Source organism: Saccharopolyspora sp. NPDC002376 (assembly GCF_053593195.1).
In genome coordinates, this window is record NZ_JBSFBZ010000060.1 from 19,947 (window position 1) to 45,133 (window position 25,187).

29 protein-coding genes and 3 tRNA genes are annotated in these 25,187 nt (G+C 66.7%); 14 read left to right on the top strand and 18 right to left on the bottom strand.

Translation table 11 applies throughout. From position 1 onward, the window contains the following. Positions 1–46 precede the first annotated feature (46 nt). On the top strand, positions 47–1,195 hold the full coding sequence (locus ACWCO2_RS30225; protein ID WP_450131191.1) for a tyrosine-type recombinase/integrase: 1,149 nt from the start codon (positions 47–49) through the stop codon (positions 1,193–1,195). Between the two features lie 102 nt (positions 1,196–1,297). Here the strand turns inward: ACWCO2_RS30225 and ACWCO2_RS30230 are convergent. From ACWCO2_RS30230 to ACWCO2_RS30245, 4 genes are all read right to left on the bottom strand, one after another. Further along, positions 1,298–1,370 (bottom strand) — tRNA-Arg (locus ACWCO2_RS30230). A gap of 41 nt (positions 1,371–1,411) precedes the next feature. Further along, positions 1,412–1,501 (bottom strand) — tRNA-Ser (locus tag ACWCO2_RS30235). A gap of 73 nt (positions 1,502–1,574) precedes the next feature. Continuing rightward, the gene (locus ACWCO2_RS30240) at positions 1,575–3,554 is read right to left on the bottom strand and encodes an acetoacetate--CoA ligase (protein WP_450131192.1); all 1,980 of its coding nucleotides are present in this window, start codon (positions 3,552–3,554) and stop codon (positions 1,575–1,577) included. 112 nt (positions 3,555–3,666) lie between these two features. Then, complete coding sequence (locus tag ACWCO2_RS30245; protein ID WP_450131193.1) at positions 3,667–4,329, bottom strand: dienelactone hydrolase family protein; 663 nt, start codon at positions 4,327–4,329, stop codon at positions 3,667–3,669. Positions 4,330–4,525: 196 nt separating this feature from the next. Here ACWCO2_RS30245 and hisC point away from each other — a divergent pair, with 196 nt between their 5' ends. Next, positions 4,526–5,587 carry a histidinol-phosphate transaminase gene (gene hisC, locus ACWCO2_RS30250; RefSeq protein WP_450131194.1) on the top strand — a complete coding sequence of 354 codons (1,062 nt, stop codon included), beginning with the start codon at positions 4,526–4,528 and terminating at the stop codon, positions 5,585–5,587. A 366-nt stretch (positions 5,588–5,953) separates the two neighbouring features. Here the strand turns inward: hisC and ACWCO2_RS30255 are convergent, their stop codons facing one another. The 6 genes from ACWCO2_RS30255 to ACWCO2_RS30280 all read right to left on the bottom strand — a co-directional run bounded on the left by ACWCO2_RS30255 (position 5,954) and on the right by ACWCO2_RS30280 (position 10,394). Continuing rightward, a complete protein-coding gene (locus ACWCO2_RS30255) occupies positions 5,954–6,433 on the bottom strand; it encodes a hypothetical protein (RefSeq protein WP_450131195.1) in 480 nt (159 codons plus the stop codon). Positions 6,434–6,481: 48 nt separating this feature from the next. Continuing rightward, positions 6,482–7,273, bottom strand: coding sequence for a L,D-transpeptidase (locus ACWCO2_RS30260; RefSeq protein ID WP_450131196.1), 792 nt, complete (start codon positions 7,271–7,273; stop codon positions 6,482–6,484). Positions 7,274–7,560: 287 nt separating this feature from the next. Beyond that, the gene (locus tag ACWCO2_RS30265; RefSeq protein ID WP_450131197.1) at positions 7,561–8,100 is read right to left on the bottom strand and encodes a DUF4352 domain-containing protein; all 540 of its coding nucleotides are present in this window, start codon (positions 8,098–8,100) and stop codon (positions 7,561–7,563) included. A 167-nt stretch (positions 8,101–8,267) separates the two neighbouring features. Then, entirely contained in the window at positions 8,268–9,617 is a 1,350-nt protein-coding gene (locus ACWCO2_RS30270) for a cytochrome P450 (protein WP_450131198.1), read from the bottom strand. A 273-nt stretch (positions 9,618–9,890) separates the two neighbouring features. Beyond that, positions 9,891–10,163 (bottom strand): hypothetical protein, encoded by a 273-nt coding sequence (locus tag ACWCO2_RS30275; protein WP_450131199.1) that lies wholly within the window; start codon positions 10,161–10,163, stop codon positions 9,891–9,893. An 18-nt stretch (positions 10,164–10,181) separates the two neighbouring features. After that, positions 10,182–10,394 (bottom strand): zinc finger protein, encoded by a 213-nt coding sequence (locus ACWCO2_RS30280; RefSeq protein WP_450131218.1) that lies wholly within the window; start codon positions 10,392–10,394, stop codon positions 10,182–10,184. Positions 10,395–10,528: 134 nt separating this feature from the next. Here ACWCO2_RS30280 and ACWCO2_RS30285 point away from each other — a divergent pair, with 134 nt between their 5' ends. Together ACWCO2_RS30285 and ACWCO2_RS30290 are read left to right on the top strand one after the other, a co-directional pair. Then, positions 10,529–11,377, top strand: a complete 849-nt coding sequence (locus tag ACWCO2_RS30285) for a helix-turn-helix domain-containing protein (protein WP_450131200.1) — start codon at positions 10,529–10,531, stop codon at positions 11,375–11,377. Continuing rightward, positions 11,374–11,565, top strand: a complete 192-nt coding sequence (locus tag ACWCO2_RS30290; RefSeq protein WP_450131201.1) for a DUF397 domain-containing protein — start codon at positions 11,374–11,376, stop codon at positions 11,563–11,565. The genes ACWCO2_RS30285 and ACWCO2_RS30290 overlap by 4 nt, the downstream gene beginning before the upstream one ends. A gap of 79 nt (positions 11,566–11,644) precedes the next feature. Here ACWCO2_RS30290 and ACWCO2_RS30295 read toward each other — a convergent pair whose 3' ends face one another. Together ACWCO2_RS30295 and ACWCO2_RS30300 are read right to left on the bottom strand one after the other, a co-directional pair. Beyond that, complete coding sequence (locus ACWCO2_RS30295; RefSeq protein WP_450131202.1) at positions 11,645–12,415, bottom strand: ABC transporter permease; 771 nt, start codon at positions 12,413–12,415, stop codon at positions 11,645–11,647. After that, positions 12,412–13,395 carry an ABC transporter ATP-binding protein gene (locus ACWCO2_RS30300; protein WP_450131203.1) on the bottom strand — a complete coding sequence of 328 codons (984 nt, stop codon included), beginning with the start codon at positions 13,393–13,395 and terminating at the stop codon, positions 12,412–12,414. Before ACWCO2_RS30300 ends, ACWCO2_RS30295 begins: the two co-directional genes overlap by 4 nt. A gap of 383 nt (positions 13,396–13,778) precedes the next feature. On the opposite strand from ACWCO2_RS30300, the gene ACWCO2_RS30305 reads away from it, so the two are divergent. From ACWCO2_RS30305 to ACWCO2_RS30315, 3 genes are all read left to right on the top strand, one after another. Continuing rightward, positions 13,779–14,207, top strand: a complete 429-nt coding sequence (locus ACWCO2_RS30305) for a MarR family winged helix-turn-helix transcriptional regulator (protein WP_450131219.1) — start codon at positions 13,779–13,781, stop codon at positions 14,205–14,207. A 46-nt stretch (positions 14,208–14,253) separates the two neighbouring features. Next, positions 14,254–14,338 (top strand) — tRNA-Ser (locus tag ACWCO2_RS30310). A gap of 196 nt (positions 14,339–14,534) precedes the next feature. Then, positions 14,535–14,738 (top strand): SAV_915 family protein, encoded by a 204-nt coding sequence (locus tag ACWCO2_RS30315; protein WP_450131204.1) that lies wholly within the window; start codon positions 14,535–14,537, stop codon positions 14,736–14,738. On the opposite strand, the gene ACWCO2_RS30320 is transcribed toward ACWCO2_RS30315, so the two are convergent. Further along, complete coding sequence (locus ACWCO2_RS30320) at positions 14,662–15,276, bottom strand: hypothetical protein (protein WP_450131205.1); 615 nt, start codon at positions 15,274–15,276, stop codon at positions 14,662–14,664. The two genes, ACWCO2_RS30315 and ACWCO2_RS30320, sit on opposite strands and share 77 nt — an antisense overlap. Before the next feature lie 624 nt (positions 15,277–15,900). On the opposite strand from ACWCO2_RS30320, the gene ACWCO2_RS30325 reads away from it, so the two are divergent. Both ACWCO2_RS30325 and ACWCO2_RS30330 read left to right on the top strand, forming a co-directional pair. Beyond that, a complete protein-coding gene (locus ACWCO2_RS30325; RefSeq protein WP_450131206.1) occupies positions 15,901–16,419 on the top strand; it encodes a hypothetical protein in 519 nt (172 codons plus the stop codon). A gap of 77 nt (positions 16,420–16,496) precedes the next feature. Beyond that, positions 16,497–17,351 (top strand): M15 family metallopeptidase, encoded by an 855-nt coding sequence (locus tag ACWCO2_RS30330; RefSeq protein ID WP_450131207.1) that lies wholly within the window; start codon positions 16,497–16,499, stop codon positions 17,349–17,351. Between the two features lie 36 nt (positions 17,352–17,387). Here ACWCO2_RS30330 and ACWCO2_RS30335 read toward each other — a convergent pair whose 3' ends face one another. After that, on the bottom strand, positions 17,388–18,068 hold the full coding sequence (locus tag ACWCO2_RS30335; protein WP_450131208.1) for a DUF899 family protein: 681 nt from the start codon (positions 18,066–18,068) through the stop codon (positions 17,388–17,390). A gap of 109 nt (positions 18,069–18,177) precedes the next feature. Next, positions 18,178–18,372 (bottom strand): hypothetical protein, encoded by a 195-nt coding sequence (locus ACWCO2_RS30340; RefSeq protein ID WP_450131209.1) that lies wholly within the window; start codon positions 18,370–18,372, stop codon positions 18,178–18,180. On the opposite strand from ACWCO2_RS30340, the gene ACWCO2_RS30345 reads away from it, so the two are divergent. The 4 genes from ACWCO2_RS30345 to ACWCO2_RS30360 all read left to right on the top strand — a co-directional run bounded on the left by ACWCO2_RS30345 (position 18,356) and on the right by ACWCO2_RS30360 (position 20,334). Then, positions 18,356–18,598, top strand: a complete 243-nt coding sequence (locus ACWCO2_RS30345; protein ID WP_450131210.1) for an alpha/beta fold hydrolase — start codon at positions 18,356–18,358, stop codon at positions 18,596–18,598. The two genes, ACWCO2_RS30340 and ACWCO2_RS30345, sit on opposite strands and share 17 nt — an antisense overlap. Before the next feature lie 63 nt (positions 18,599–18,661). Continuing rightward, complete coding sequence (locus ACWCO2_RS30350; RefSeq protein WP_450131211.1) at positions 18,662–19,060, top strand: hypothetical protein; 399 nt, start codon at positions 18,662–18,664, stop codon at positions 19,058–19,060. Positions 19,061–19,131: 71 nt separating this feature from the next. Continuing rightward, complete coding sequence (locus ACWCO2_RS30355) at positions 19,132–19,668, top strand: VOC family protein (protein WP_450131212.1); 537 nt, start codon at positions 19,132–19,134, stop codon at positions 19,666–19,668. Between the two features lie 123 nt (positions 19,669–19,791). Further along, positions 19,792–20,334 (top strand): DUF4352 domain-containing protein, encoded by a 543-nt coding sequence (locus ACWCO2_RS30360; protein ID WP_450131213.1) that lies wholly within the window; start codon positions 19,792–19,794, stop codon positions 20,332–20,334. 43 nt (positions 20,335–20,377) lie between these two features. On the opposite strand, the gene ACWCO2_RS30365 is transcribed toward ACWCO2_RS30360, so the two are convergent. The 3 genes from ACWCO2_RS30365 to ACWCO2_RS30375 form a co-directional block, all read right to left on the bottom strand. Next, the gene (locus ACWCO2_RS30365) at positions 20,378–20,908 is read right to left on the bottom strand and encodes an NADPH-dependent FMN reductase (RefSeq protein ID WP_450131214.1); all 531 of its coding nucleotides are present in this window, start codon (positions 20,906–20,908) and stop codon (positions 20,378–20,380) included. Between the two features lie 76 nt (positions 20,909–20,984). Next, positions 20,985–22,145 (bottom strand): endonuclease/exonuclease/phosphatase family protein, encoded by a 1,161-nt coding sequence (locus ACWCO2_RS30370; RefSeq protein ID WP_450131215.1) that lies wholly within the window; start codon positions 22,143–22,145, stop codon positions 20,985–20,987. Positions 22,146–22,340: 195 nt separating this feature from the next. Then, the gene (locus tag ACWCO2_RS30375; protein WP_450131216.1) at positions 22,341–23,816 is read right to left on the bottom strand and encodes a M28 family metallopeptidase; all 1,476 of its coding nucleotides are present in this window, start codon (positions 23,814–23,816) and stop codon (positions 22,341–22,343) included. Positions 23,817–24,029: 213 nt separating this feature from the next. Between ACWCO2_RS30375 and ACWCO2_RS30380 the strand changes: the two genes are divergently transcribed. Continuing rightward, entirely contained in the window at positions 24,030–25,007 is a 978-nt protein-coding gene (locus tag ACWCO2_RS30380) for an NAD(P)H-quinone oxidoreductase (protein WP_450131217.1), read from the top strand. Positions 25,008–25,187 lie beyond the last annotated feature (180 nt).

Here is a 25,187-nt window from a genome sequence, read left to right on the forward strand (position 1 = left end):
GGGCGGACGCCTGCCGCTCTCTCCTGGCAGTAGCGGAGAGATCAAGGTGAAGAAGGTCGGGAGCTCGTACAAGGCGCGCTGCCAGTACCGGCGCACCGATGGCACCTACACGGATATCCGCCGTCTGGCGCGGACGAAGGAGCTGGCCAAGCAGGCTGTACGGGATGCCATCAAGAACATCGTGGCCCAGTCCGTCGGGGCGAGGCTGACCTCGCAGGACTACTTCCGTACCGCCGCAGAGATGTGGCTGGCCCAGTTCCAGGCTGATGCGGAGAACGGGATCTACTCCTTCAGCTCGCTGGACACCTACACCGACGCCTACCGCAACCACGTGGCCAAGAGCCTGGACAACCTGCGGTTGTTCGAGATCAAGGCGCCAGTAGTCAACGCGTTGTGCCAGAACAAGCTGAAGGCGAACAGCCTGAGCCTGGCCAAGCACGTCAAGGCCGTGATCAACGGCGTGATGGTCTTCGCGATTCAGGAGGGCGCGATCGAAGAGAACCCGGTTCGCGAGATTGCCCAGCTGACTGAGCGCCGGGCCAAGACCAAGCGGAAGAAACCCCGTGCCATGGACGCGGCTCAGCTGCGGGACTTCCTCGGCAAGCTCGACGCCGACGAGCAGGCCGGGGAGAAGGACCTGCCGGACCTGGTGCGTTTCGTCGCCGCGACCGGCGAACGTGCTGGGGAAGCCCTCGGAGCCCACTGGGAGGACTTCGACGCCGAGGCGAAGAAGCTGCGGATGTCCGGCAACATCATCCAGGCCCGTGGCCGGGGCACGGTCCGCAACTCGGGCAAGTCCGAAACGGCGGACCGGGACATTCCGCTGGCGGACTGGTGCGTCGAGATGCTCCTGGAGCGCCAGGCCAAGCTCGGCGATGTTGACCCGGGGTCGCCGATCTTCACCAACACGAAGGGCGGCTACCTGAACTTCCAGAACCTGACGAACCGGATCTGGCTGCCGTTCCGGAAGCGCGCGGGCTACGAGTGGGTGACCTTCCACACACTCCGCAAGACCTTCGCCACGCTGCTCGACGACGCGGGGATGACCGCCCGGGAGATCGCCGACCTGTTGGGCCACTCCAACCCGTGGACCACCTACAACACCTACATGGGCCGAGGGCTGGAGTCGCGGCGCAGCGCCGAGGTGCTCGACTCCGTGGTCCACCTGGACCCGGACCCGAAAACTGGCCATTAACTGGCACACGGGCCCTGGCGGCGGTCCTGGTCTACCCTCCGCCAGACCCCGGAAAGCAAGGAACCCCCTGCTAGAGGGGGTTCCTGCTGTCTCGACCAGACGTGCGCCCGAAGGGATTCGAACCCCTAACCTTCTGATCCGTAGTCAGATGCTCTATCCGTTGAGCTACGGGCGCTTGTTCAATTGTGGACCCCCACCTTACGGTGGAGACCTCTGCGGAGGCTCCGGGATTTGAACCCGGGAGGGGGCGTAACCCCCAACCGCATTAGCAGTGCGGCGCCATAGACCAGACTAGGCGAAGCCTCCCGGCGTCCGTTCTTCGCGGCCACCGGAGAAAAATATACACACCCCTCTCAAGGGGGTTTTCAGGGGGGTCCCCTTAATCATCCAGATGCCCCCTGAACTGCACGAACGAATCCAGGGCCGCCGGGTTGCCCAGAGCGTCGCGACTGACCGCCCGTTCCGGCGGTGTCCCCGTGAGGATCTTCTTGACCGGAACCTCGAGCTTCTTACCGTTCAGAGTCCGCGGCACCTCGTCCACGACGATGAAGCGGTTCGGCACGTGCCGGGGTGACAACTCGCTGCGCAGAGCGGCCGCGAGCTGCGGCTCGACGTCGGCCAGCGACGCGCCCTCGGCCAGGACCAGGAAGCACAGGAGCTCGCCGTCGGTCTCGCCCGCGCCCGAGGTGTCGATCACCAGCGAGTCGGCGATCTGCTCGAAGCCCTCCACCACGTGGTAGAACTCCGCGGTGCCCATCCGGACCCCGCCGCGGTTGAGCGTCGAGTCGCTGCGGCCGTAGATCACCAGCGAGCCGCGGTCGGTGATCCGCACCCAGTCGCCGTGCCGCCAGACGCCGGGGAAAACGTCGAAGTAGGCCTCGCGCAGCCGGGAGCCGTCCGGGTCGTTCCAGAAGAACACCGGCATGGTCGGCATCGGCTCGGTCAGCACCAGCTCGCCGACCTCCTCGTGCAGCTCCGCGCCGTGTTCGTCGTAGGCGGCCACAGCGGCACCGAGCATCGGGCAGGAGATCTCGCCCAGCCACACCGGCACGTCCGGGGACGGCCCGACGAACGCGGTGCACACGTCGGTGCCGCCGGAGATGCTGGCGATCTGCACGTCCTCGCCGACCGCGTCGACGATCCAGCGGAAGCCGTCGGTGCTCAGCGGCGCTCCAGTGGAGCCGACCGCGCGCAGCGTCGAGAGGTCGAAGTCGTCCTTCGGGCGCAGGCCGTGCTTGAGGCAGCTCTGGATGAACGGCGCCGAGGTGCCGAAGAAGTTCACCCGGGTCCGCGCGGCCAGCTCCCACAGCACCGACTGCGACGGGTGGCCGGGACTGCCGTCGAACAGCACCAGCGCGGTGCCGTTCAGCAGGCCACCGACCAGGAAGTTCCACATCATCCAGCCGGTCGTGGTGAACCAGAAGAACCGGTCGCCCGGCCCGAGGTCGCAGTGCAGACCGATGGCCTTCAGGTGCTCCAGGACCATGCCGCCGTGGCCGTGCACGATGCCCTTGGGCAGGCCGGTGGTGCCCGAGGAGTACAGCACCCACAGCGGGTGGTCGAACGGCACCGCGTCGAACTCCAGCGGCGCGCCGCGGTGCTGCGTGAGCAGGTCGTCCCAGCTCAGCACGCCTTTCAGCGATGCGCCTTCGCCGAGGTAGTCGATCAGCACCGTGGCGGCCGGCATCGCCTCGCGCAGCTGATCGACCGTGGGACGGACGTCGAAGGCGCGGCCGCCGTAGCGGTAGCCGTCGACGGCGATCAGCACCTTCGGTTCGATCTGCACGAACCGGTCCGCCACCGCACGCACGCCGAAGTCGGGCGAGCACGACGACCAGGTGGCGCCCAGGCTCGCCGCGGCGAGGAACGCCACAAGCGTCTCGGGGCAGTTCGGCGCCAGCGCGGCAACCCGATCACCAGTCCGGACGCCCAGATCCACCAGCGCCGCGCGAGCCGCCGCCACGCGCGATCGCAGCTCGCCGTAGGTGATCTCCTCGGTGCGCCCGTCCTCGCGCTTGAAGATCACCGCGAGGTCGTCGTCTGCTTTGCCCTCTCCCCCGCGCAGCGCGTGCTCGGCGTAGTTCAGCGTCGCGCCCGGGAACCACTCCGCACCCGGCATCACCTCGGCGGTCAGCACCTGATCCGCGCGCTCGTGGAACGCGACGTCGAAGAAGTCCGCGACGGCGCCCCAGAACCCGCGCAGATCCGAAACCGACCACTCCCACAGCGCCCGGTAGCCGGCCAGGTCAACACCCCGCTCGGACCGCAGCCACCCGCGAAACGCCGCCATCCGACTGGCGGCCACCCGCTCACTGCTCGGCCGCCACAACACTTCCGGGGAAGGCGCCCTAAACCCCATGCACCCTTGGTAACCCCGAAACCTACCGCCCAACAACCCCACTGAGCCGCCCTTTTCCGCGCGCCGGGGGTTGGGGTGTCAATTTCGCGAGAAATTGACCACCTCGGCAGGCTCAGCGGAGGTGGTGGTCGAGCCAGTTTCGGGCTCGGCGCCAGGCCTCGACTGCGGCTTCGGAGTCGCGGTCGAAGCGGTGTCCCGCGCCCGGGAAGCGGACCACGTCGGTCACCGCCGACGCCGTGTCCGCGACCTCCCGGAGCTTGTCCACGTCGCCGGCCTCAACGCCCTCGTCGTCGCCGTACAGCCCGAGCCACGGGCTGGACAGCTCGCCCGCGATCTCCACCAGCGGCGGCAGCTCTGCCGTCAGCGGCTCGAGGATGCCGCGTCCGCCGACGCTCACCGCCGCGCCCAGCGTGCGGCTCGCGGCCACCACCAGCGCTGCGGAGCCGCCGATGTCGAACCCGATGATCCCCTGCCGATCCGCGGGAACACCCTGGTCGGAGAGCCACAGGAAGGACGCGTCCGTGTCGTCCAGGATCGATTCGCCGGACAGCTTCCGCACCTGGTCGGGGTCGTCGTCGTGGTACAGGTGCGGTACGACGGTGAGCCAGCCCTCCTCCGCCAGGGCGCTGCTCAGCCGACGCACCCGCTCGGTGACCCCGCGGGCCTCGTGCAGGAAGACGAGCCCGCCGCGCACCACGTTGTCCGGTTCGGCAACGGTGAGCCGGAGTTCGGTGCCGTCGGTGAGCGCGAGCGTCTCGGTCCGGGTTTCGGTCATGCCGTGCAGGTAATCACGCCCAGGTGAATACGAGTCAACACCGTCATCCGGTCGGACCATCCGGTTCTGCACAAGATCACCGAAACGCGGCAGCGGGTTGCACTGACCGGAGTCGAGCCGCGGCATCGGATATAGGGCTGCTTCGGAGGGCCTCGGCGCGTTAACGTCAGCCTGACCGACCTCGAAGGAGTCGTAGATGAGCGTGCGCACCCGTGCCGACCTCGATCAGCTGCCCGCTTACGTGGCGGGACGCACCGTGCCCGGTTCGATCAAGCTGGCCAGCAACGAGGTTTCCGAAGGCCCGCTGCCCAGTGCGGTGGCGGCCATCAACCAGGCGGCCACCGAGGTGCACCGGTACCCGGACATGGGCGTCGGCCGGCTGACCGAAGCGCTGGCCGCGCACTACCGCGTTGAGCCCGAGCGGATCGCCGTCGGCTGCGGTTCGGTCGCGCTGTGCGAGCAGCTGGTGCAGGCCACCTGCACCAGCGAGGACGAGGTGATCTTCCCGTGGCGTTCGTTCGAGGCCTACCCGATCATCACCCAGGTCGTCGGCGCCAAGCAGGTCCGCGTCCCGCTCACCGGTGAGCACGCGCTCGACCTGGAGGCGATGCTCGCCGCGATCACCCCGGCCACCCGCCTGATGTTCGTGTGCACCCCGAACAACCCGACCGGCACCCTGCTCCGCAAGGCGGAGCTCAACGCGTTCCTGGACCGGGTTCCGGAAGAGGTCCTGGTGGTCCTCGACGAGGCGTACTTCGAGTTCGTCAACGACCCGGAAGCCCCGGACGGCGTGGAGATCGCCGGAGAACGAACCAACGTGGCCTCGACGCGCACCTTCTCGAAGGCCTACGGCCTGGCTGGCCTCCGAGTCGGCTACGCGATCGCCCCGCCGAAGGTCGCCGAGGCCCTCCGCAAGGTCTGCATCCCCTTCAGCGTCAACGCCCTTGCCCAGGTGGCCGCGATCGCGTCCCTGAAAGCCCAGGACGAACTCCAGAAGCGCTGCGCCAACATCACCGCAGAACGCGAGCGCGTGCACCGAGAACTGGTCGCCCTCGGCTACGAAGTCCCGGAAACCCAGGCGAACTTCGTCTGGCTCCCCCTGGCCGACCGAACTGCGGACTTCAACGACCACTGCCTCCAAAACCGAGTCGTGGTCCGGGCCTTCGCGGGTGAAGGAGCCCGCGTGACGATCGGCACCCCCGAAGAAAACGACACCTTCCTCACCGCTGCGGGATCTTTCACCCGATTGACGCAGTGACAGTTCCCAGGTTCGGCGCGTTCGGTTCCTCGAATGCGCCGAACCTGGTCCTTTCATGTGAAATGTCCCGCGGTAAACAGCTACCGCGATGCTTGACCGGCACCCGTAGTCCAGGCGGGCGCTGAAGTTCCGCCACTGGCACCGCCACGCACCCGAGACCAACAGATAGACATAAAAACGGTGGTGTCCAGCGAAGAGAGGGGGAGTACTTCGCCGGACACCACCGCAGGGGGTGTGGTCGCCCGAGCCGGGACGACCACGTGGAGCACGTAGTGATCTACGCAGCTCCGGAATTTAGTTGTGATCTCGAACCCCCGCCAGCCTGAGCGGATTGTTGTACCCGTTCAGGTGGCGGGGGTTCGTCAATCAGCCCGTGACCGGGTGGTGCCCGGCCACCGGGTCCGGGGACGGCGCGGTGGGCAGGTTCGAGTTGGACGGGGTGGTGCCCTGTACCGGCGGGACCGCACTGTCACCTGGGTCGCCCGGAGGCACAGCGCCGTCACCTGGGTCGCGCGGAGGCACAGCGCCGTCACCCGGGGGCAGCTCGCCCTCCACCGGCGGGATTTCGCCCCAGGACGGCGGCTTCTCCGACGGGGGTTCCTGCTTCGGGTGGTCCACGACAGGCGCGTTGACGCAGTTGTTGACCTGCGGCGAAAGCGCCGACACGACCGCGCCGAGCACCGCGACGTTGTTGCCGCAGAGCTGGGTCGGCGCCAAGCTCACGTTGTTGCCGTCGCCCACGTTGATGCCGTCGTTGTCCGCCGAGTCGGCGAACGCCGGAACGCCTCCGGCCAGCAGTCCCGCGCCAGCGATGAATGCGCCAGCGAGGCAAGCACTTCTACGCATAGCTCCCTCCCTTTTCGTTGTCCTTCGGGGTATTTCCATCCTCGGTGGTTACCGCAGGTGGACCAGAGTGCCCAGTGGCAGAGTCGTCAGCAGGTGGAGCGCATCGGCTGGCACGCGGATGCATCCGTCGCTGGAGGCTTGGCCGAACACCGATGAGTCCGGCCAGCCGTGCAGCGCGACCGTGCCGGGGCCGCCGCCGTAGGTGCTGTAGGTGTTGGAGTGAGTGCCCAGCGGGAGGATGATCGGGCTGAACTTGGTCACCGTCTCCTCGATCGCGGCCATGATGTAGGTCCGGCCGCGCGGTGTCGGTGATTTCGTCGCCCCGACGCCGACCACCCATTCGCCGATGGGAGCGCCGTCCTTGCGGACTACGAGGCGCCGCCCGTCGATGTCGACGTCCACCACGTAGGGCGTGCGGGCGCGTTCGACGGGGCCGTCGGTGCGGATCCAGCCGGTAGTCCCGTTGGGACGGGATGGGAGCAGCACCTGCGCCCACGGCCCGCGTTCGGCGATGATCGGTACCCAGGTCGGGTTCTCCAGCTGCGATGCGGGCAGCTTGGCGAACACCGCGCCGTCCGGATCGTGGTGCAGGGCGATGTCCTGCTTGACGTGCAGGACGACGCCACTCGTTTCCCTGTCCGGCGCAGGGTCTTTCGGTGCGGTGGGGAATTCGGTGAAGGTGCTGGACGGTGCCTGCATGCCCAGGTCGGCCCGGGCCATGACCTGCCGCTCGGACTGGGCCGCTGGCGCGGTGCCGCAGCCGGAGAGCGCGACGCACAGCGCACCGAGAGCAGCACCCAGCTGGATCCTGCGCCTAGCAACGGTCGTGCGTGGACTCATGATCGACTCCTGGCCCGTAGTTCGATTGGCTGTATGACCCGGGAGATCAACGCCGCACGGACGCTAACCCGGGCCTTCGCGCCGTTGGCGCGGGCCGATCGGGGATCGATTCAACCGATCAAGGCCCTGACCAGGCAAAACGTGCAGAATCGATCGATGGATTTAATTCGTTACTAAAGAACCGTCGCTCGATAGTGTTTATTTTTTAGCTCTACCGAGCGACAAATGGCCGGGTCGTTCGATCCCAAAAAGGGGCTCGAACGACCCGGCCGGGTAAACGCGAAATGTCACTTCCAGGTGGCGAGCACGCCCATCGGCTTCTGGTTGGCGTCGGTCGGCGCGTACTCGACGGTGAACCCGGTCGCGTCGGCCGGAACGTCGTAAATAATCTTGCCTGAAACCGGTTTCCCCTCGGTCAGCAGGTGGAGGAACATGTTCTCCATCGTCACGGTGGCCGCCTCGTAGCGGTTGCCCTGCGCGTCGACCAGCGTGAACTCGTCGTCGCTGATGTTGTCGACGGTGCCGGCCAGCAGTTCGGCCTGGGCGTCGACGGCGACGTACTTGCCCACCTCCGGCGAGAAGCTCACCTGCGCGGGGTCGAGGTCCGCGGGTGCCGCGATGGACACCTTCAGCTTGGCGCCGACGTCCTTCTTGACCTCGGCGGATTCACCGAAGGCCACCTGGCCGCTGCTGGATTCCTCAGTCGCCTGGCCGCTTTCCGAGCTGCTGGAGTCAGTGCTGGTCGTGGTTTCCTTCGGCACCGCGGGGCCGCAGCCCGCCAGCCCGATCACCAGTGCCGCGGCCAGGGGTGCAATCAGCCTCTTCAACGTTCCTCACACGGGGGGATGTTCGGTTGACAGTAGGGCTGGACTTTTGCACGACGGAGAACGAAAAATCACCGAAATGGGCTAATGTTCTGAAGGAAATTTCGACTGCACTCCGGATCTGAACCACGAACGCAACAGGCCGGATTCCGAGCCGCTGATGAATCAGCTCACCCGCGAATGAGGCTGATCGGGAGGCCGTCGGTGGGCATCGGGCCGGTGCCGTAGCGCATCGGCGGTTCGTAGCCGGGGCGGACGCTCCAGCGGTACTTCAGCAGGAGCTGGTGGAGGATCGCCTTCACCTCCATGGTCCCGAAGTGCATGCCGATGCACTTGTGCGCGCCGCCGCCGAACGGCGCCCACGCATATCGGTGCACCTTGTCCTCCCTGCGGTGCTCGGCGAAGCGCTCCGGGTCGAACTCGTCCGGGTCGGGCCACCACTGCGCCATCCGCTGCGTCGCGTAGACCTGGGCGACCAGCTTGGTGCCCGCCGGGATGTGGTGGCCGAGGATCTCGGTGTCCGCGACTGCCTGCCGGAACAGCCCGCCCACCGGAGCGTTGAGCCGCATGGCTTCCTTCACGACCATGTCCAGCTGGGGCAACCGGTCCAGGTCGGAGTGCTCGACGGCCGGTTTGCCCAGCGCCGCGGCTTCTTCCCGGAGGCGGTCCTGCCATTCCGGGTGCTTGCCGAGGTAGTGGGCCGTCATGGCGAGCGTGATCGTGCTGGTGTCGTGCGCCGCCATCAGCACGAAGATCATGTGGTTGACGATGTCGTCGTCCGAGTACCGGTCGCCGTCCTCGGTCTCAGTCCGGCAGAGCACGCTGAACAGGTCCTGCCCGGAGCCCGCCCGCTTGGCCGGGATCCGCTCCCGGAAGTAGCTCTCCAGCATCCGGCGCCCGCGCAGTCCTTTCGCCCAGGTTCCGCCGGGCACGTCGGCGCGCACGATCGCGTGGCCGCCGTGCACCGCGGCCACGAACGCCTGGCTGAGCCGATCCGCGTCCGCGCCGGGCCCTTCGCCGACGAACACCTCGGTCGCGATGTCGAGGGTTAGCCGTTTTGCCGCGGTGTACATGGGGAATCGCTCGCTCGGCCGCCACCGGGCCAAGGCTCGCTCGATGGCCGGGGTCATCGCGTCGAGGTAGCCGAGCAGGCGGTCGCGCGTGAACGCCTGCTGCATGATCCGCCGGTGGTGCCGATGCTCCTCGAAGTCCATCAGCAGGATGCCGCGGCGGAAGAACGGGCCGATCAGGTAGTCGTAGAAGCCCTCGGTGCTGAACGCTTTGTCCCGGTTGGTCGCGATCGCCTCGATCGCGTCCGGCCCCATCACCGTGACAGCCTTGGTTCCGAGCGTCACGCCCCACGACACCGGTCCGAACTCCTCGTACCGCTGGCGCGAGGAGTCGAGCAGGTCGGTCAGCACGCTGACGGTGTGCCCGATGACCGGTAGCCCGCGGTTGCCGAACACGGGCTTCAGACCCGAACCCGGTGGTGGCATGGCCAGCGGGCGCGTGGCAGTCATTCGCTCGGCGTGGAAAATCGCGGACCGCAGCTGACTGAGGAGCGCACGAGTCGTCACCAGCGACCTCCCTGCGGCACGGGGCAGCAATCCCCCTTCCACGGAAGCACGTCGCTGGCGCGAACCTCATCCGCCGTGAGCGCGAACCTGTTCCGCCGAACGCCCCCAATCCAGCGGGGTGGCCGGTCGGCGCGCGGGGAGGGACGACGCGCCGACCGGCCGTCCGGCTCGACGCCTCAAGTCGGGGGCATCGGCGACGAACCGGAATTCAGGTGGTCAGAGGCAGCGGAGTCCGTCCAGCACGCGCTGCTGCAGCTCCAGCGGCGGACCCGAACTGTCCGATATGGACTCAACCGGTTCGCGGAGGCGATGCCGACCACCGCGTTCTCGTTGCTGCCGCTCGGCTTCCACGTGCGCAACGAGCTGCCAAACGGTCAGCGCGCCCTCACCGCCGCCGGCGTGCTGAGGACGACTCGGCCGCCAGGCCAGGATCAAGTAGCAGGCGAGAATCGCCGAGACGGAGCCGATCTGCGGCATCAGGTCCAGCATGTCGAGTCCTTCCGGAGTTCAGCGAGCGGTATCGGCGATCCGCCGCGCGGCGGAGTTGCAATCGGCGCAGGTGCCCCAGAGCCAGGCGACCTCGGAGTTGTCGGCGACGAGTTCGCTCCCGCACAACGTCAGAACCCCGGTCCCGCTCGGATAAGCCAGAGCCCCATCAGGCCGCGCATCGGTACTCGCATGCCGCGCACCACCAGCAGGAACCCAATGAAACGGATACATGGCCACCACCCCAGATTCTCGGATTGCCGAACGCTGCGATCGCCTACAACTCGAAGACTAGAGGTGCAATTAACCCTTTACTATCCCTTGATCGGGTGCAAGTGCACCAAACTCGCGAGAGCTAGGCTCCTGCCATGCCCGCCACTCCGACGCGTCGCAAGAAGCGACTGGGACAGTTGCTCGCCCGCCTGCGCAGTGACGCAGACAAGGCGCTCGGCGATGCGAGCGACCTGCTTCGCGTCAGCGAGCCGACCATCAGCCGCTACGAAACCGGACACGTCCGTCCGGGATGGGCGGCCCTGCAAGCACTTCTGGCGCTCTACAAAGCAAGCGATGAGGAGCGCACCGAAGCTGCGGCGTTCTGGGACGATGCAGGTGAGCGCTCCACGCAGGTCGTTACGCCTACAGGCTCGCCAAAGGCATTCCGCGCCTTCCTACGCGCAGAAGCGGAAGCCGACACAGCCCGAACGCTGGAGCCGCACGTAGTTCCTGGACTGCTCCAAACCCATGCCTATGCACAAGCTGTCAACGAGAGCGGCCAGCAGTTCCACAGCGCGACACCCGCGCGCTACGTGACGGCCCGACTGAGTCGTCAAGCCAGGTTGGTCCAGCCATCGCCGCTCCGCTTCCACGTCTTGATCGACGAAGCGGTGATCCGAAGGACAGTGGGCGGACCGGAGGTGATGGCCGAGCAGCTGATCCACCTGAACGATTGCGGTGCACGGAAGAACGTGACCGTGCAAGTTCTGCCGTTCAACCTCGGCGCGTACGGAACCATGTCCGGCGGCTTCACGATCATCAGCTACGCCGATCCCGATGACCCGCCTGCCGTCTATCTGGACTACGTCGCCGGCGGCGTCTGGGTGGAGAATGCGAATGACGTACAACATTTCGCGGAGATGTTCTCGGAGATCGCTGCATCGGCGCTCAGCCCCGATGAGTCTGCGGAACTGATCCGCGAACAGGCGAAGGCGTTGAGATGAACAACATGAACTGGCGCAAGAGCAGCCGCAGCGGGAGCGGAGCGAGCAACTGCGTCGAGCTGGCGATCGGCGAGTCGGCCACCTATATCCGCGACACGAAGGACCGCGACGGCGGGACATTACGCGTCCAGCAGCCGGCCTGGGCCGGTTTTCTCGGCGGCCTCAAGGCCGGTCGTTTCGACAGGTGACAGCTCCGCTGCTGGTCAGGTCCCGTGAGCCTTTTGGGCTGTCATGACGCCCCAAAAGACTCACGGGTCCCACCCGGCGCTAGTCCAGGGCTCGGCGGAGGAAGAACTTGATGCCGAGGGAGCCGAAGATCAGGCAGGAGACCAGCAGGGCCAGGACGCAGATCCACGGTGGCATGTGCGGGACGTCCGGGAGCAGGGCTCCGCGCATCCCCTCGCTGACGTAGGTCAGCGGGTTGATCGCGCAGAGGACCTGGAACCAGCGCAGGTGGTCCAGCTGGGCCCACGGGAACTGGGTCGCTCCGGTGAACATCAGCGGGGCCAGGATCACCGCGAACATGATGTTGATGCGGCGCGGTGGAACGGCAGCGCCCACGGTCATGCCGACCGATGCACCGGCGAACGAACCCAGGAGCATGCAGAGCAGGGCGAACGCGAGACCGCTGAAGTTCCAGTTGATCTCGCCCAGCATCACCATGCCGATCGGCACCATCAGCACCGCCGCGAACAGACCGCGCATCGCGCCGAAGAGCATCTTCTCCACCGCCACCCAGCTGATCGGCAGCGGCGCCAGCAGCCGGTCCTCGATCTCGCGGGAGAAGGAGAAGTCCAGCACCAGCGGGAACGAGGTGTTCTGCAGCGACACCAGGAACGCGTTGAGCGCGATCATGCCGGGCAACAGGATCTGCGCGTAACCGGGCTGGGCGTAGCCGAGCTCGCTGAGCACCTTGCCGAAGATGAACAGCAGCGCCACCGGCTGGACCAGCACCTGCGCCAGGAAGCTCGGCAGCTCGCGGCCCGTCACGAACACGTCGCGGGCGAGCACCGCGGTGAAGGCGCGCACCGGACTCATCGCAGTTCCCTCCCGGTGAGGTCGATGAAGACGTCTTCCAACGTGGCCGACCCCAGCGCCAGGTCGCTGACCGAAACCCGCTGCTCGTGCAGGGTCTGCGCGACCGGCCCGAGCAGCGCGGCCGGCTCGACGCCGACGTAGAGCCGCAGCCGCAGCTCCGCCTCGCCGTCCGCCGCGGTGCTGCTGCCGATCTGCTCGACCCGCTGCACACCGTCCACATCGGACAAGAGCGCGGAGATCCGGTCCGGCTCGTAGCCGTTCGGCCGCAGCGTCGCGTCCACCGTGCCGCTGCCCGGCAGCGATTTGATCAGCGCGTCCGGGGTGTCCAGCGTCAGCAGCTTGCCGTGGTCGACGACGCCGACGCGGTCGGACAGCTTCTCCGCCTCGTCCATGTCGTGCGTGGTGAGCACGACCGTCACGCCTTCAGCCCGCAGGTCGTTGATCCGGTCGTGCACGAACAGCCGCGCCTGCGGGTCCAGGCCGGTGGACGGCTCGTCCAGGAACAGCACCTCGGGCTTGTGGATCAGCGCGCGGGCGATCATCAACCGCTGCGCCTGCCCGCCGGAGAGGTCGTCGACGCGTGCCTTGGCCTTGTCCGCCAGACCCATCCGGTCCAGCAGCTCGTCGGCGAGGCGATGTCGTTCCGCGCGTGAAATCCCGTGGTAGGCGGCGTGCCAGATCAGGTTCTGCCGGGAGTTGAGCGAGCGGTCCAGGTTGACCCGCTGCGGCACCACCGCCACCTTGCTGCGCGCGGTCACCGGGTTGGCGGCCACGTCCACCCCGGCGACGCGGGCGGTGCCGCTGGTCAGCAGCACCCTGGTGGTCAGGATGCCGACCGTGGTGGTCTTGCCCGCACCGTTCGGCCCGAGCAGCCCGAAGATCTCCCCGGCGCGCACCTGGAAGCTGAGCCCGTCGACCGCGTTGGTCCGGCTCTTCGGGTACCGCTTGACCAGATCGGTCACTTCAACCGCTGTGGTCACATCCGCCTTCTTCCTCGCCGTGTCCACAGAGGACAGCAAGCTGGCACTGACGGCCGCCTCCTCCGGCGCGACCTCCGGTTCGATCCGCTGGGCAACGCGCAGCCCGACCAACCGCTGGTCGACGGGGATCTCGACAGCGGGAGAAGGGCAGGTGAGTACTGCGTGCCACGGCCCGCTCCCTGTGCGGGGGCAGTCGCCGACCGGTCAAGCCCACCAGCCTGGTCAGCGGCATCAGCTGCGGATTCTGCTCCGCGAAGCCGGGCACGCCGCGATGGTATCCGCGCCGAACGCCCGGACGCCAAACAATTTTCGAAGCACCCCGGAGCAGTAGGTAACCTGATCAAGTGACAGACCAGGACATTCGATGGCTGAACGACCGCGAAATGGCAGCTTGGCGCGCCTACATCGTGGGCAGCGCGCTGCTGGAGCACCACCTGAACAAGGACTTGCAGTTCAGCCACAACCTGTCGATCGCGGACTACGAGATCCTGGTCCGGCTGTCCGAACGCCCCGACCAGCGGATGCGCATGAGCGAGCTGGCCAACGACGTGGCCCACTCCAAGAGCCGAATGTCGCACCAGATCCGCCGTCTGGAAACGGCCGGACTGGTCCGCCGCGACGAATGCCCGGACGACGGCCGAGGTGTCCTGGCGGTCCTGACCGAAAAAGGCGCGGCGAAGCTCCGCGAAGCAGCCCCGAGCCACGTGGCGAGCGTCCGCGAACACCTGGTCGACATCCTGGACGAGCAGGAGCAGGAAGTCCTGGGCCGAATCTTCGACCGCCTGACGACCCACCTGGGCGGAATCAAGTAACGGCCCGCCTGCACCCCACCACCGCTCGGTTGGCTACGCTGCGCTTGGAAGCGTGGCAGAGCGGCCGAATGCACTCGCCTTGAAAGCGAGCGTCGCGAGAGCGACCGGGGGTTCGAATCCCCCCGCTTCCGCCGCACCGCCCCTGACCTGCGATTACGCGAGTCAGGGGCGTTCTTGTCGGTACTGAGCTGAGCGAGCACAGCGCTCGCAGCACGCTCGCCTGGAGGAGATCGACCGCTCTCCGATCGTGGGCTAACACGGAAGACCGGGCGGTGCGTGCCCCGACAGCACGCGGTCCTGTCGCCAAGGGCGCCGCCGACGTGGAGAGTGGAGCTCTGCGACACGGCGAACGCGCACCGGGCACTGCCTGCGTTCACCTCGCTTGATCAGTTCGTCGAGGACTGTGGTGATGGTCAGCCTTGGGTCGCGGCGCCAGGTGAGCAGGTCAGCGACATCAAGAGCCCTGCAAACCCAATTCGGAATCGAGCCTCAAGAGATTTCTTCCGATTTCATACCAATCCCAGAGGCTGACCGTGCTTCCGGTATAGTATGGCAGCGTTCGCTCCTCTTTTATCCCTTCGATCACACAGTCGAGGGTTTCTTTGATTCGTCGTTTATTATGGTCTCGAATCGCTTCCGCATAGCCAAGGTAAATAGGAAACCAATGCTTCACCTGCTTTCCATAGAAGATTGATTTTTCATAATCCCCAAGGAAGTAGAAGCATTCACCTGTTTCGTGCAATATGCTGACTCCGAAATCAGGGTCGCTTCGATATTTCTCCCGATAGAGTTCGAGATATGCCACCGAAAGTTCCTCGTAAATTGATTGAGATTGCTCGGCAAATCCCGCCAAACGGTAATAGTTTGCTTGGATTTGTTTACAGCGATACGCCTCCGTTAGGTTGTTTCTTCTTTCGATCACAATCTGAATCAATCGATTCAGATGCTCCGCTCCCTCGAGAAAGTAGGGGACCGCTTTCTCTTCTTCTCCGAGGTAGAGCAAAGATCTCGCATAAGCTTCGCAGGTTGACCAAGATTTTTTCTCCTCATATTTGTCGATGAAGTCCATCTTTTCCCTTAGCTTCTGTTCATTTACCTTTAGAGGTGGCGGATATGTCATTTTTCTCAATCTCCCTCCTTGGCAGATGCCGCTTGAAGTTTTCGCGCGATAGAACCAGGGCAACTAATCGGATCGCCGGCAGAGGTTAGCAACGAGGCCCACCTCCGCGATACGCTCTATGCGATTCTTCTGGCGCTCTGACAGCCTTTTCACAGGGATTTGATCTTAACATTCCTTGGCCATCCGCGGGCGACTCGCGCAGCTTGGCGTCCCACTCGCTGCTGCAAACTCTTTAAGGCGAGCCGATAAGCACGGCCGACCATCGTCTGCGGTGCAAGATCCGCTATTGGATCGCGACCGGCACGACGGGCGCAACCAAGGGGCAGATGCTGTGCCGGACAGCTTGAAGGCGAGCGTCGCGGCGATGCAGATCGGCACCGTCCCGCGTGACAGCTCCGGGTACAGCCCGTCGACTTTCCGCTCGCTGGCACCGCCATGGCGGGTGGACGTGCGAGTCGGCGCAAGGTTGCATTCCGGCGATCAACATCATATTTGCCGGACCCGAGGCATCCCCGCGCCGCCCCAGACGTCTTTAACCATGAGAAATCCGACCTTTGAAGCAGGAGGAAGCTCATGGGAATCGCATCCAAGATCGGTTACTGTGCCACCGCGATGAGCGTGGCGGGAACCCTCGTGGCGGGTGGTCTCGTGCTGTCGAGCGCGGTCGGATGGGCGATGCCCACCGAACGGGGCCAGTGCAACGTCCAGGATCTCAACATCACGACGAACGAGCGCGTGGCCCCGGTGCCGGGCGAGCGGCTGTTCGAGATCAACTTCGCGGCAAAGCCGGGTGTGAGTTGCAAGATGTCCGGTGCGCCCAGCGACCTGGTGTTCTACAGCCCCGGGGGAGCGCCGCTGGGTATTGACAGCCAACTCCCCGACCCGGACGGGGCTACCGAGGTCACCGTGGACGAGCAGCACCCCGCAGTGGTCTACATCGCTGCTCCGCAATCCGAGGGGCCGGCCATGGCGGGATCGATCTCGTTCAACCTGCCCTCCGGCGGTTCCGACACCGCCGCGTGGACCGCGTGGACTCCTGGTTCGATCGACGGTGTCCCTCGCATCGGCTATGTGACCTACCCCGTCAGCTGAGGTCTGCGACCGCGTCGAGCACGTGCTGGGCGTCGCTCGCAGCGCTCTGCGGCAAGAACAGGGCTAGCGTGGCGGCCATGACCCGCGGTTCCCGGCGGCTCGCCTCTGCGGTGGCATTCGTGCTGGTAGCGACGGCGTGCGGCACGACCGCGCCGCCTGCTCCGGCGCCACCGCCCGCGCCCAGCCCGCCCGCGACCACCGTGCCCAGCCCGGCACCCACTCCGCAGGTCGAGCACGCGCCGCCTGGTTTCGTGCCGCTGCGCGACGTCGATCCCTCGATCATCGAGGAGATCCGCTACGCGACGCCGCACAACTTCACCGGCGACCCGGTGCCCGGCTACGACGAGCCGATGTGCATCGTGACGCAGCCGCTCGCCGAGGCGCTCCACGCGGCACAGCAACAACTCGCACGCCGGGGCTACACCCTCAAGGTCTACGACTGCTACCGGCCGCGACGCGCCGACTACCGCTTCGTCGCGTGGGCGAAGGACGTCGGTGACCAGCGCATGAAGGCCGAGTTCTACCCGGAGCTGGACAAGTCGCGGCTGTTCGCCGACGGCTACATCGCCGAGAAATCCGGACACAGCCGCGGCAGCTCGGTCGACCTGACGCTCGTACGGCTACCTGCCCGCCCCCAGCGCCCCTACGTGCCCGGTGAGCCGCTGACCTCGTGCACCGCGCCGGCCGCGCAGCGGTTCCCGGACAACAGCGTCGACATGGGCACCGGTTACGACTGCTTCGACAACCTGGCGCACACCGACGACCCGCGCGTGACCGGCGAGGCCACAGCCAACCGGAACCTGCTGCGCGACGTGCTCACCTCGGTCGGCTTGAAGAACTACGAGAACGAGTGGTGGCACTACAACCTGCGCACCGAACCGTTCCCGGACCAGTACTTCGACTTCCCGGTGAACATCGCGGCCTTCCGCTGAACGACCACCATTCGCGGGCTGGCGAACGGGCGCCCGCTAGTAGTCGAGGGAGGCGTACCAGTCACCGCGGCCTCGGGGGGTCAGGTCGAGGACGTGCCACACCGGGCTCAGCAGGTCTATGCCGCGTTCGTCGACTTCGTCGGACATGCGGGGGTGCGCTGAGTAGAAGTGGTGCACCTCGCCGTTGCCGTCGCGGGTGAACACCGACACCGTCGAGTCCTGGTTGCCCTCCTCGTCCTCGCTACCCAGGTCGCGCTTGAAGGTGCTCTTCGCGGCGCTGAGGAGGCGCAGGTTCGTCCACCCCCGGTTGCGCGCGTGTTCGCGGAGCGCAGGCAGGTCGGCTGCGGCGACGATCGCCAGGTCGGCGTTCTGCTCGACGTGGTGGGCGATTCCGTTGAACCCGTCGATCCACATGGTGCACATCGGGCAGGGCTCGGTCTGCGTTTTCCCGTACATGAGGTGGTAGACGACGAGATCGCGATCGGGTCCGGTGAACAGCTCGCCCAGCCGGACCTCGCGCACCGGCTCATCACCGGCGTGCAGGTCGGCGGGGCCTTCCTCGAACACGTAGTCGTCGACCACGGGCCCCAGCGGTAGCCGACGGCGCAGGTCGGCAACCCGTTCGCGGTGGCGCATCAGCTCCATCTCGGCCTGGCGCAGCTCCTCGCGGGCGCGTACGTACTCGGCCGTCTCCCCGGTGAGATTGGTCTGGCGCATCGCTCTCCCTCAAACGTGACCGCTGCCCCGTCCCCATCGTCTGCTCGCACCCCGGGGCCCGCCAGGCAGCTGAACCGAACCCAAAAAGTGATTGCAAATTACAATCAGTCTACTGCAGGTCATCCGGTACGACCACCGCGACACCGGCCAATCGAGCACGTCCGCGCCGGGCCACCCCGACTACACCGGCGACGACCTCGCCGCCGGTCCGTTCCGGGCTCGACAAGGCACGCGTGCGCGCCCTGGCGACGCTCGAAGTGCGCCGCAGCCACAACATGGTGTCGTCGATGGCGAACCACTTCATCGCCGAACCCGGAAACCCGATGGACCCGGCCGAGATCCGCGTGCCGCCCCTCGTCCTGCACAGCACCGACGACCCGCTGTTCCCCCTCCCCCACGGAGAAGTACTGGCCCGCGCGATCCCAGGCGCCCGGCTCGTGCGCCTGGAGGGAATGGGCCACGAAATCCCACCACCCGCGGTGTGGAACGTGGTCATCCCAGAACTGCACAATCACCTGCTCCACACCTGACGGCCTGAAGAAAAGCCCACCACTTGACCCGTATCCCGGTGCGGCATAACGGGTTCGGACTGCATGCTCGACCACCCGGCTGTTCGCAGCGCTCTGCCGGAGGAGTTCCAACGGCCGTTCCCGCTCCCCGAAGCCGTGAAGCGCCATCTGAGGGGCTGGAACTTGGGCGTGTCGATCCAGCTCAGCAGCGAGTGGGCGTGGAGCTTGTACGCAGGCGGCATGTACACGTCCGTCGATCTGACATTGTCCGCCGGTGAGCGGGACCAGCGAGCCCACCGCGCCATCAACGCGGGGCAGGAGCTGTATGCGGCCTTGTTCGGGGACCGGTACGCCACCGTCAACGTGTACAAGACGCGAGACCCGTGGTGCGCGTGGTTCCCGGGCCTGTTCAACATCACGTGGGTGGCCTACGACCTGAACGAACGGGCGTTGCTGCTGCTGTGCGTGACCGACATGGACTGACAGCGCGCTGGACGTCAGACCGGGGCTTCTCCGCCGGAGATTCGTTTCCCACGAGGCCGGAGAGCTTCTGGTTGTCCACCACCAGGTTCGGCTGGTCCGCCATCTGCTCGATCAGGGCTGGCTCGATCACGTTGACCTGTCAGTGGAGTGCCAGCACGGCACAGCTGCGCGCGTCCATCCGCCCGATTCTGCCCCAGCCCGATCCCGCTCGGCACGCAATTGTCAGGACCGCCGGGCACACTCCTCCGCATGTCCGCTCAGACCCATCACGCACTCGACACATCGAGATCAGCGTCGATAACTTCGCCGCCGCCAAAGCCTTCTGCGGCAACGCTTTCGGCTGGACGTTCACCGACTACGGGCTTGGTCCGGCTTACGTCGGCATCAACGGCTCCGACGGTGAAGTCGGCGGCTTCCGGCTGACCGATGAGGTTTCCGCCGGTGGGCCGTTGGTTCTGCTGTACTCGGATGACCTCGACGCCAGCGTGCAGGCGGTTCGCGACGCCGGCGGGTCCGTCGTGCAGGGACCGTACGAGTTCCCCGGTGGGCGGCGCTTCCACTTCCACGACCCAGCGGGGAACGAGCTCGGCGTCTGGTCCGCCGGGTGAGCGATGCCCGGCGAAGAATGTTCTCCGGGTTGCTAGAAATGGTTTTGGGATTTGTTCTTGGCGCGGTTCGGAATTCGCTGGCATCATTCGTCGCGTTCGTTTTTCTTGACCTGATGAGGAAAAGTGAAGAAGTTCATCGCGCCGGTGGTCGGGTTGATGTTGTTGGGCCTGGCCGGATGTGGCGCTTCCAGCGAGCCGACCGCTCCGGAACCGAAAACCCAGACCGCACCTGAGCAGGGCGAACCCCAGACCGGGACGACCGAGGTCGGTGGCAAGGACGTCGCTTTCGGCGAGACCGCGGGCATCAGCAACGAGAACGGCGGGACGTACGCCATCACCGCTGGTCCGCTGCAGGACCTCGCCGAATTCTCGGTTCCGCCGGTGGAGGGGAAGTACGTTTCCGTCGACGTCGACGCCAAATTGGTCAGCGGGACCGGCGGTGCCGTCGCTTCCGTCGATTTCATGCTGGTCGACGGGGCGGGCAACGAGTACCCGAGCGCTGCGCCGAACGGGGAGAGTCTGGACGGCGTGCTCTTCGCGACGCTCCTGACGCAGGGCGATGCTGATAGCGGGAAGGTGTTCTTCGACGTCCCCGCCGATGCCGCCGGCCTGAAGCTGGTCTACCAGCCGCTCACCGCCACCGAGCCGAGCGGCAGCTGGACCTGATTCCTGTTTCTGCCTGGAACTGCACCCAGTTCCAGGCAGAACGTCATCCGACGTGAGCGGCGATGGCGTGCAGGACTTCGCGCAGGCCCTTGCGGATTTCGGTGTCCTCGATCGTGCCGTCCGGGCCGACCGCGTCCCGCGGCACGAAGAGGCGGCCGCAGGCCGAGTCGACGAGATCGACGGTCAAGTAGCCCAAAACCGTGAGCAGGGTGCTGGTCGCGCCTTCGCCACGTCCTTCGGCCGCGACGTTGAGCCAGGCGACTGGTTTTCCGCCCATCTCGGCGCCGCCGATCGACCAGTCCAGCAGGTTCTTGAAGCTGCCGGGCAGGGTTCCGGCGTACTCCGGGGTGCAGAAGAGCACCGCGTCCGCCGCGGCGACCCGACTCCGGAGGTCGGCCACTGACGGCGGGAGCGGGTCCACGTCGTGGTCCGGGTTGAACGCGGGAAGATCCGCCAGGCCTTCGTAGAGCAGCGTCGTCACGCCGTCCGGGGCCACTTCCTGCGCCGTGCGCAATGCGGCGGTGTTCGTGGAACCGCTCCGCGTGCTGCCCGTGATGAGCAGAACCTCGACCACAGCCGCCCTGCCTCTCCGAAGTGGCCCATCCACCCCAGCTCGAACCTACCTGCGGCGGACGGGCTTTCGGCCCGGATCACGGGACGACGTCGAGCCAGACGAGGTGGTGGTCCGAGGCGTCGTTGAGGCGGGACAGCTCGTCACCCGAGGTCGGCCAGAACACCTCGGCGCGCTGCGGGATCAGCGGAGCGGACGGCAGGACGTAGTCGACGCGCAGGTTGCCCGGCGACTCGTCGTTGAAGTCGCCAGTGTCGAGGAACGGGTCGCCGCGGTGGTTTTCGTTCGCACCGCCCTGGGTCTTGCTCGCTTCGACCGCTCCGGCGCTGCCCGGCCGCGGGTCGATCACGCGCGGAGCATGGAGCAGTTGGCGGATTCCGTTGCTGTCGCCGTCCAGCGGGTCGGAGTTCTGGTCACCGGCGACGACGAACCGGGAACCGGGCTTCAGGCCGCCGCGCGCGCCCTGGTCGTCGTAGATGTAGTCGCCGAGCTTCGGCGTCACGTAGTCCGCCCAGAACCGGATCTCGTCCTGGTTGCGCAGGGCGTTGCGCTTCTCCGGGCCGTCGAAGGCGGGCGGCGTCGGGTGCGAGGTGAGAAAGTGCACCGTGCGGCCACCGACGTCGATCGGCAGGTCCCAGTGCGACTTCGACGACAGGCGGACGTGTTCGAGCTCTTCCGGCGAGAACCAGTCCGCGGGTTCCGGGGTCGCCGGGTCGTCCGGCAGGCGCGCGCCCGGCATGTCCGCCCAGCGGAACTGCTGGAACGTGCGGGCCGGGCCGATCGGGTACTTCGACAGCACGACCATGCCGTACTGGCCGGGGAATTCGCCGAAGCCGTAAGCGTCGCCCGGGCCGCCGATGGTGCCGTCGTTGTCGAGGTCCATCCCGGACGGCACACCGGTGTTGACCGGGGCGGTGTAGGCGTAGGGGTAGTCGATCGGGTCGGCGCCGTGCTGTCCGCGCGCGAGGTAGTTGGCGCGGAAGGCATCGACCGCAGCGTTGCCCTCGACGTAGTCGAACTCGTTGAGCAGCAGGACGTCCGGGCGGGTTCGCTGCACCACCTCGGCCACCTTCTGGGCCTGCGGATCGTCCGGTGTGGACAGGTTCGCCAGCAACTCGCCCTCGGCGGAGCGGTTGAGCGAGGCGTTGAACGTCGCGAACCGCACCGGTTCGACCGCGTTCGCGGTCGGGGTCACCAGTCCGACGGCTACCGCCGCCGCCACCAACGCGGCACGTTTCACGACATCTCCTCCTCGTGCGATCGACGGAATCGATCACAGTTTCAATTGAAACTGTAAATCCCAGCCACAGAGGACCACAGTTTCAATTGAAACTGTGGTCAGACCACCAACGGGACCACAACTCCGGCTGAACCTTTGGATCCGGCAACCGAAAACGTGCGGGGCGCCCCGAGGGACACCCCGCACGTCAGGTGATCAGGCCAGGTCGTGGCCGTGGCCCACCTTCGGGCCAGCGCTCTGGACCGCCAGAGCGCTGTGCTGGGCGCGCAGCTTCGCGCGCTCCTCGCGGGTCTGCATGCCGTTGACCCCCTCGGTGCTCTGCGAGTAGGCCTGCACGACGTTGGCCATGCCCTTGGTCATCCGCTCCAGCGCCACCTTGTCCACATTGGACAGATTGTCGCCCGCACCGTGGTAGTTCGGGTCGAACGCGATGCCCGCGGTGCCACCCCACTTGGCGGCCTGCTCCTCGGTCTTCAGGTCCTCCACGCCGGTGTGCATGCCACCCGACGGGATGCCCACCGCGATGAACTCGCCGTAGTCGGAACGGCCGTTGAACTCGCTCGGCTCGGACTCGATGCCCTGCGCCGCCATCGCCGCGAGGAAGTCCTCCTTGATCTGGCCCGAACCCACCGGCCCCGTAGGACCACCGGTGGAGCCGTCACCGTCGTAGACGAAGTAACCGGCGTTCGGCGAACCGATCATGTCGAAGTTCATGTACAGCGCGATGTCGAGCTGCTCTTCCTGACTCAGGCTCTGCACGTACTTCGTCGAACCGACCAGGCCGGACTCCTCCGCGCCCCACCAGGCGAACCGCACCGCGTTCTCGTTGCCCTTCGGGCTCCCGCCCAGCTTCAGCGCGGTCTCCAGCAGACCGGAGCTGCCGGTGCCGTTGTCGTTGATACCCGGGCCCTCCGGCACGCCGTCCAGGTGCGCCCCGGCCATCACCACGTTGTCGGTGCGCCCGGTCTTGGTCTGCGCGATGACGTTGCGGGTGGTAACGGACTCGAACCGGGCCTGCACGTCGAGCTTCACCTCGGCACCGGCCTGACCGGCCAGCGCCTCGCCGGTCTGCTTGGTGACACCGGCGGTGGGAATGCGCCCCGCGTCCGCGTCGCCGAGGGTGCCGTTGAGCGGGCCTTCGACGTTGTTGTAGATGATCGCACCCACCGCGCCGGCCTCGGACGCGATCTGCTGCTTCTCCGCGAAGGAGCAGGCCCCGCGCGAGATCAGCACGACCGTCCCGGCGACGTTGGCGCCGTCGTAGTCGGTGGCCTCGCAGCCGGGGGTTTCGTCGACCGGTGCGACCGACAGCGGCGCGGTCAGGCCGCCCTGCGGGGTCGCCGGGGAGTACTCCAGCGCGTCGCCCTCGGTCGGCTGACCGGCGACCGCCAAGCTGAACGAGTCCTTGAAGTACGCCTCGTAGGTGAACTCCGGGGTGGTCACGTCGAAGCCGGCGCGCTTCAGCTTGTCCACGACGTAGTCCACGCTGGCCTCGTAGCCCGGCTGCCCGGACGCGCGGTTTCCGCCGTTCTGGTCGGCGATCCGCTGGAGCGCGATCAGGTGACGGTTCACAGCATTGCCGTCAATCGTCGAGCCGAGGTCCGGCGGAGCCGCGCTGACCGGGGTGACAGCGAGCATCGTCGCCGCGCAACTGGCGGCCAGAACGGTCATCGCACGCTTGGATGTGATGGTTCGCAAACTCATCATTCTCCCCGTTTCGGGTGGTTTTCGTGGCCGCTAGCCTTGAGAAGATCACGCTGCGAAGTCAAGATCTGACCAGGAAGCGTTAAGAACCAGGGACTAATTCCCGTTTTTCCCGCATTGTGCGACTCGTCCGATCGCCGTGCACCGCCGGTTCACCCGACTCGGACTACCGTCGCGGGCATGTACGCGATCGCGATCCGCGAGCCGGGCAAGCCGGACGTTCTGGAATGGACCGAACACCCCGATCCGCGCCCGGGACCGGGCGAAGTGCTCATCGACGTCGTCGCCAGCGCGGTCAACCGCGCGGACCTCAGCCAGCGGGAGGGCAACTACCCGCCGCCGAAGGGCGCCAGCGACATCCTCGGGTTGGAGTGCTCCGGCACCATCGCCGAACTCGGCGAAGGCGTCGAAGGCTGGCAGGTCGGTGACGAGGTCTGCGCGCTGCTCGCCGGCGGCGGTTACGCCGAACGTGTTGCGGTGCCCGCCGAACAGGTGCTGCCCAAGCCCGCCGGGGTCGATCTGGTCGACGCCGCCGGACTGCCCGAGGTGTGCTGCACCGTCTGGTCCAACGTGATCACGGAGGCCGGACTCCGAAGTGGACAGTTGCTGCTGGTGCACGGCGGTGCGGGCGGCATCGGGACCTGCGCGATCCAGATCGGCCGGGCGCTCGGTGCGCGAGTCGCGGCGACCGCGGGATCGGCGGAGAGCCGGCAGTTGTGCGCCGAGCTCGGCGCGGACCCGGTGATCAGCTACCGGGACGAGGACTTCGTCGCGGTCGTGAAGGAACTCGGCGGCGCCGACGTCGTCCTGGACAACATGGGTGCGTCCTACCTGGACCGGAACCTGTCCGCACTGGCCCCCGACGGGCACCTGGCGGTCATCGGCATGCAGGGCGGCCGGAAGGCCGAGCTGGACCTGGGCAAGATGCTGGTCAAGCGGCTGCACCTGTCGGTGCTGGGATTGCGCGGACGTCCGGTGGCAGGCCCGCACGGCAAGGCCGCGGTCGTCACCGACGTGCGGGAACGCCTGTGGCCACTGGTCGAAGCCGGCCAGGTCCGAACCCCGGTCCACGACCGGATCCCGCTGCGCGAAGCGGCCCGAGCCCACGAGATCCTCGAAGCGGGCGACGTCCGGGGCAAGATCCTCCTCGTCCGCTGACGGAGAGCAAGCACCCAAACCTGAACCACGCTCGAAGCCGCACAACGCTCACCTGCTCCGATGCGGTTTCGAGCGTGGGGTGTGCCAATTTCGCGAGAAATTGACCGTCACCCGGGTGAACGTCAATTTCTCGCCTCCGACACGGCGTGCTCCGTGAAACCGACCGGGGCCAGGATCGGC

What these genes read in the sequence shown, in the direction of transcription:
- ACWCO2_RS30240 (WP_450131192.1), bottom strand. Translation starts at nt 3,554, where the DNA reads ATGGGGTTTAGGGCGCCTTCCCCGGAAGTGTTGTGGCGGCCGAGCAGT.
- ACWCO2_RS30245 (WP_450131193.1), bottom strand. Translation starts at nt 4,329, where the DNA reads ATGACCGAAACCCGGACCGAGACGCTCGCGCTCACCGACGGCACCGAA.
- hisC (WP_450131194.1), top strand. Translation starts at nt 4,526, where the DNA reads ATGAGCGTGCGCACCCGTGCCGACCTCGATCAGCTGCCCGCTTACGTG.
- ACWCO2_RS30255 (WP_450131195.1), bottom strand. Translation starts at nt 6,433, where the DNA reads ATGCGTAGAAGTGCTTGCCTCGCTGGCGCATTCATCGCTGGCGCGGGA.
- ACWCO2_RS30260 (WP_450131196.1), bottom strand. Translation starts at nt 7,273, where the DNA reads ATGAGTCCACGCACGACCGTTGCTAGGCGCAGGATCCAGCTGGGTGCT.
- ACWCO2_RS30270 (WP_450131198.1), bottom strand. Translation starts at nt 9,617, where the DNA reads ATGACTGCCACGCGCCCGCTGGCCATGCCACCACCGGGTTCGGGTCTG.
- ACWCO2_RS30275 (WP_450131199.1), bottom strand. Translation starts at nt 10,163, where the DNA reads ATGCTGGACCTGATGCCGCAGATCGGCTCCGTCTCGGCGATTCTCGCC.
- ACWCO2_RS30280 (WP_450131218.1), bottom strand. Translation starts at nt 10,394, where the DNA reads ATGTATCCGTTTCATTGGGTTCCTGCTGGTGGTGCGCGGCATGCGAGT.
- ACWCO2_RS30285 (WP_450131200.1), top strand. Translation starts at nt 10,529, where the DNA reads ATGCCCGCCACTCCGACGCGTCGCAAGAAGCGACTGGGACAGTTGCTC.
- ACWCO2_RS30290 (WP_450131201.1), top strand. Translation starts at nt 11,374, where the DNA reads ATGAACAACATGAACTGGCGCAAGAGCAGCCGCAGCGGGAGCGGAGCG.
- ACWCO2_RS30295 (WP_450131202.1), bottom strand. Translation starts at nt 12,415, where the DNA reads ATGAGTCCGGTGCGCGCCTTCACCGCGGTGCTCGCCCGCGACGTGTTC.
- ACWCO2_RS30305 (WP_450131219.1), top strand. Translation starts at nt 13,779, where the DNA reads ATGGCAGCTTGGCGCGCCTACATCGTGGGCAGCGCGCTGCTGGAGCAC.
- ACWCO2_RS30320 (WP_450131205.1), bottom strand. Translation starts at nt 15,276, where the DNA reads ATGGACTTCATCGACAAATATGAGGAGAAAAAATCTTGGTCAACCTGC.
- ACWCO2_RS30325 (WP_450131206.1), top strand. Translation starts at nt 15,901, where the DNA reads ATGGGAATCGCATCCAAGATCGGTTACTGTGCCACCGCGATGAGCGTG.
- ACWCO2_RS30330 (WP_450131207.1), top strand. Translation starts at nt 16,497, where the DNA reads ATGACCCGCGGTTCCCGGCGGCTCGCCTCTGCGGTGGCATTCGTGCTG.
- ACWCO2_RS30335 (WP_450131208.1), bottom strand. Translation starts at nt 18,068, where the DNA reads ATGCGCCAGACCAATCTCACCGGGGAGACGGCCGAGTACGTACGCGCC.
- ACWCO2_RS30345 (WP_450131210.1), top strand. Translation starts at nt 18,356, where the DNA reads ATGGCGAACCACTTCATCGCCGAACCCGGAAACCCGATGGACCCGGCC.
- ACWCO2_RS30340 (WP_450131209.1), bottom strand. Translation starts at nt 18,372, where the DNA reads ATGAAGTGGTTCGCCATCGACGACACCATGTTGTGGCTGCGGCGCACT.
- ACWCO2_RS30350 (WP_450131211.1), top strand. Translation starts at nt 18,662, where the DNA reads ATGCTCGACCACCCGGCTGTTCGCAGCGCTCTGCCGGAGGAGTTCCAA.
- ACWCO2_RS30375 (WP_450131216.1), bottom strand. Translation starts at nt 23,816, where the DNA reads ATGACCGTTCTGGCCGCCAGTTGCGCGGCGACGATGCTCGCTGTCACC.
- ACWCO2_RS30380 (WP_450131217.1), top strand. Translation starts at nt 24,030, where the DNA reads ATGTACGCGATCGCGATCCGCGAGCCGGGCAAGCCGGACGTTCTGGAA.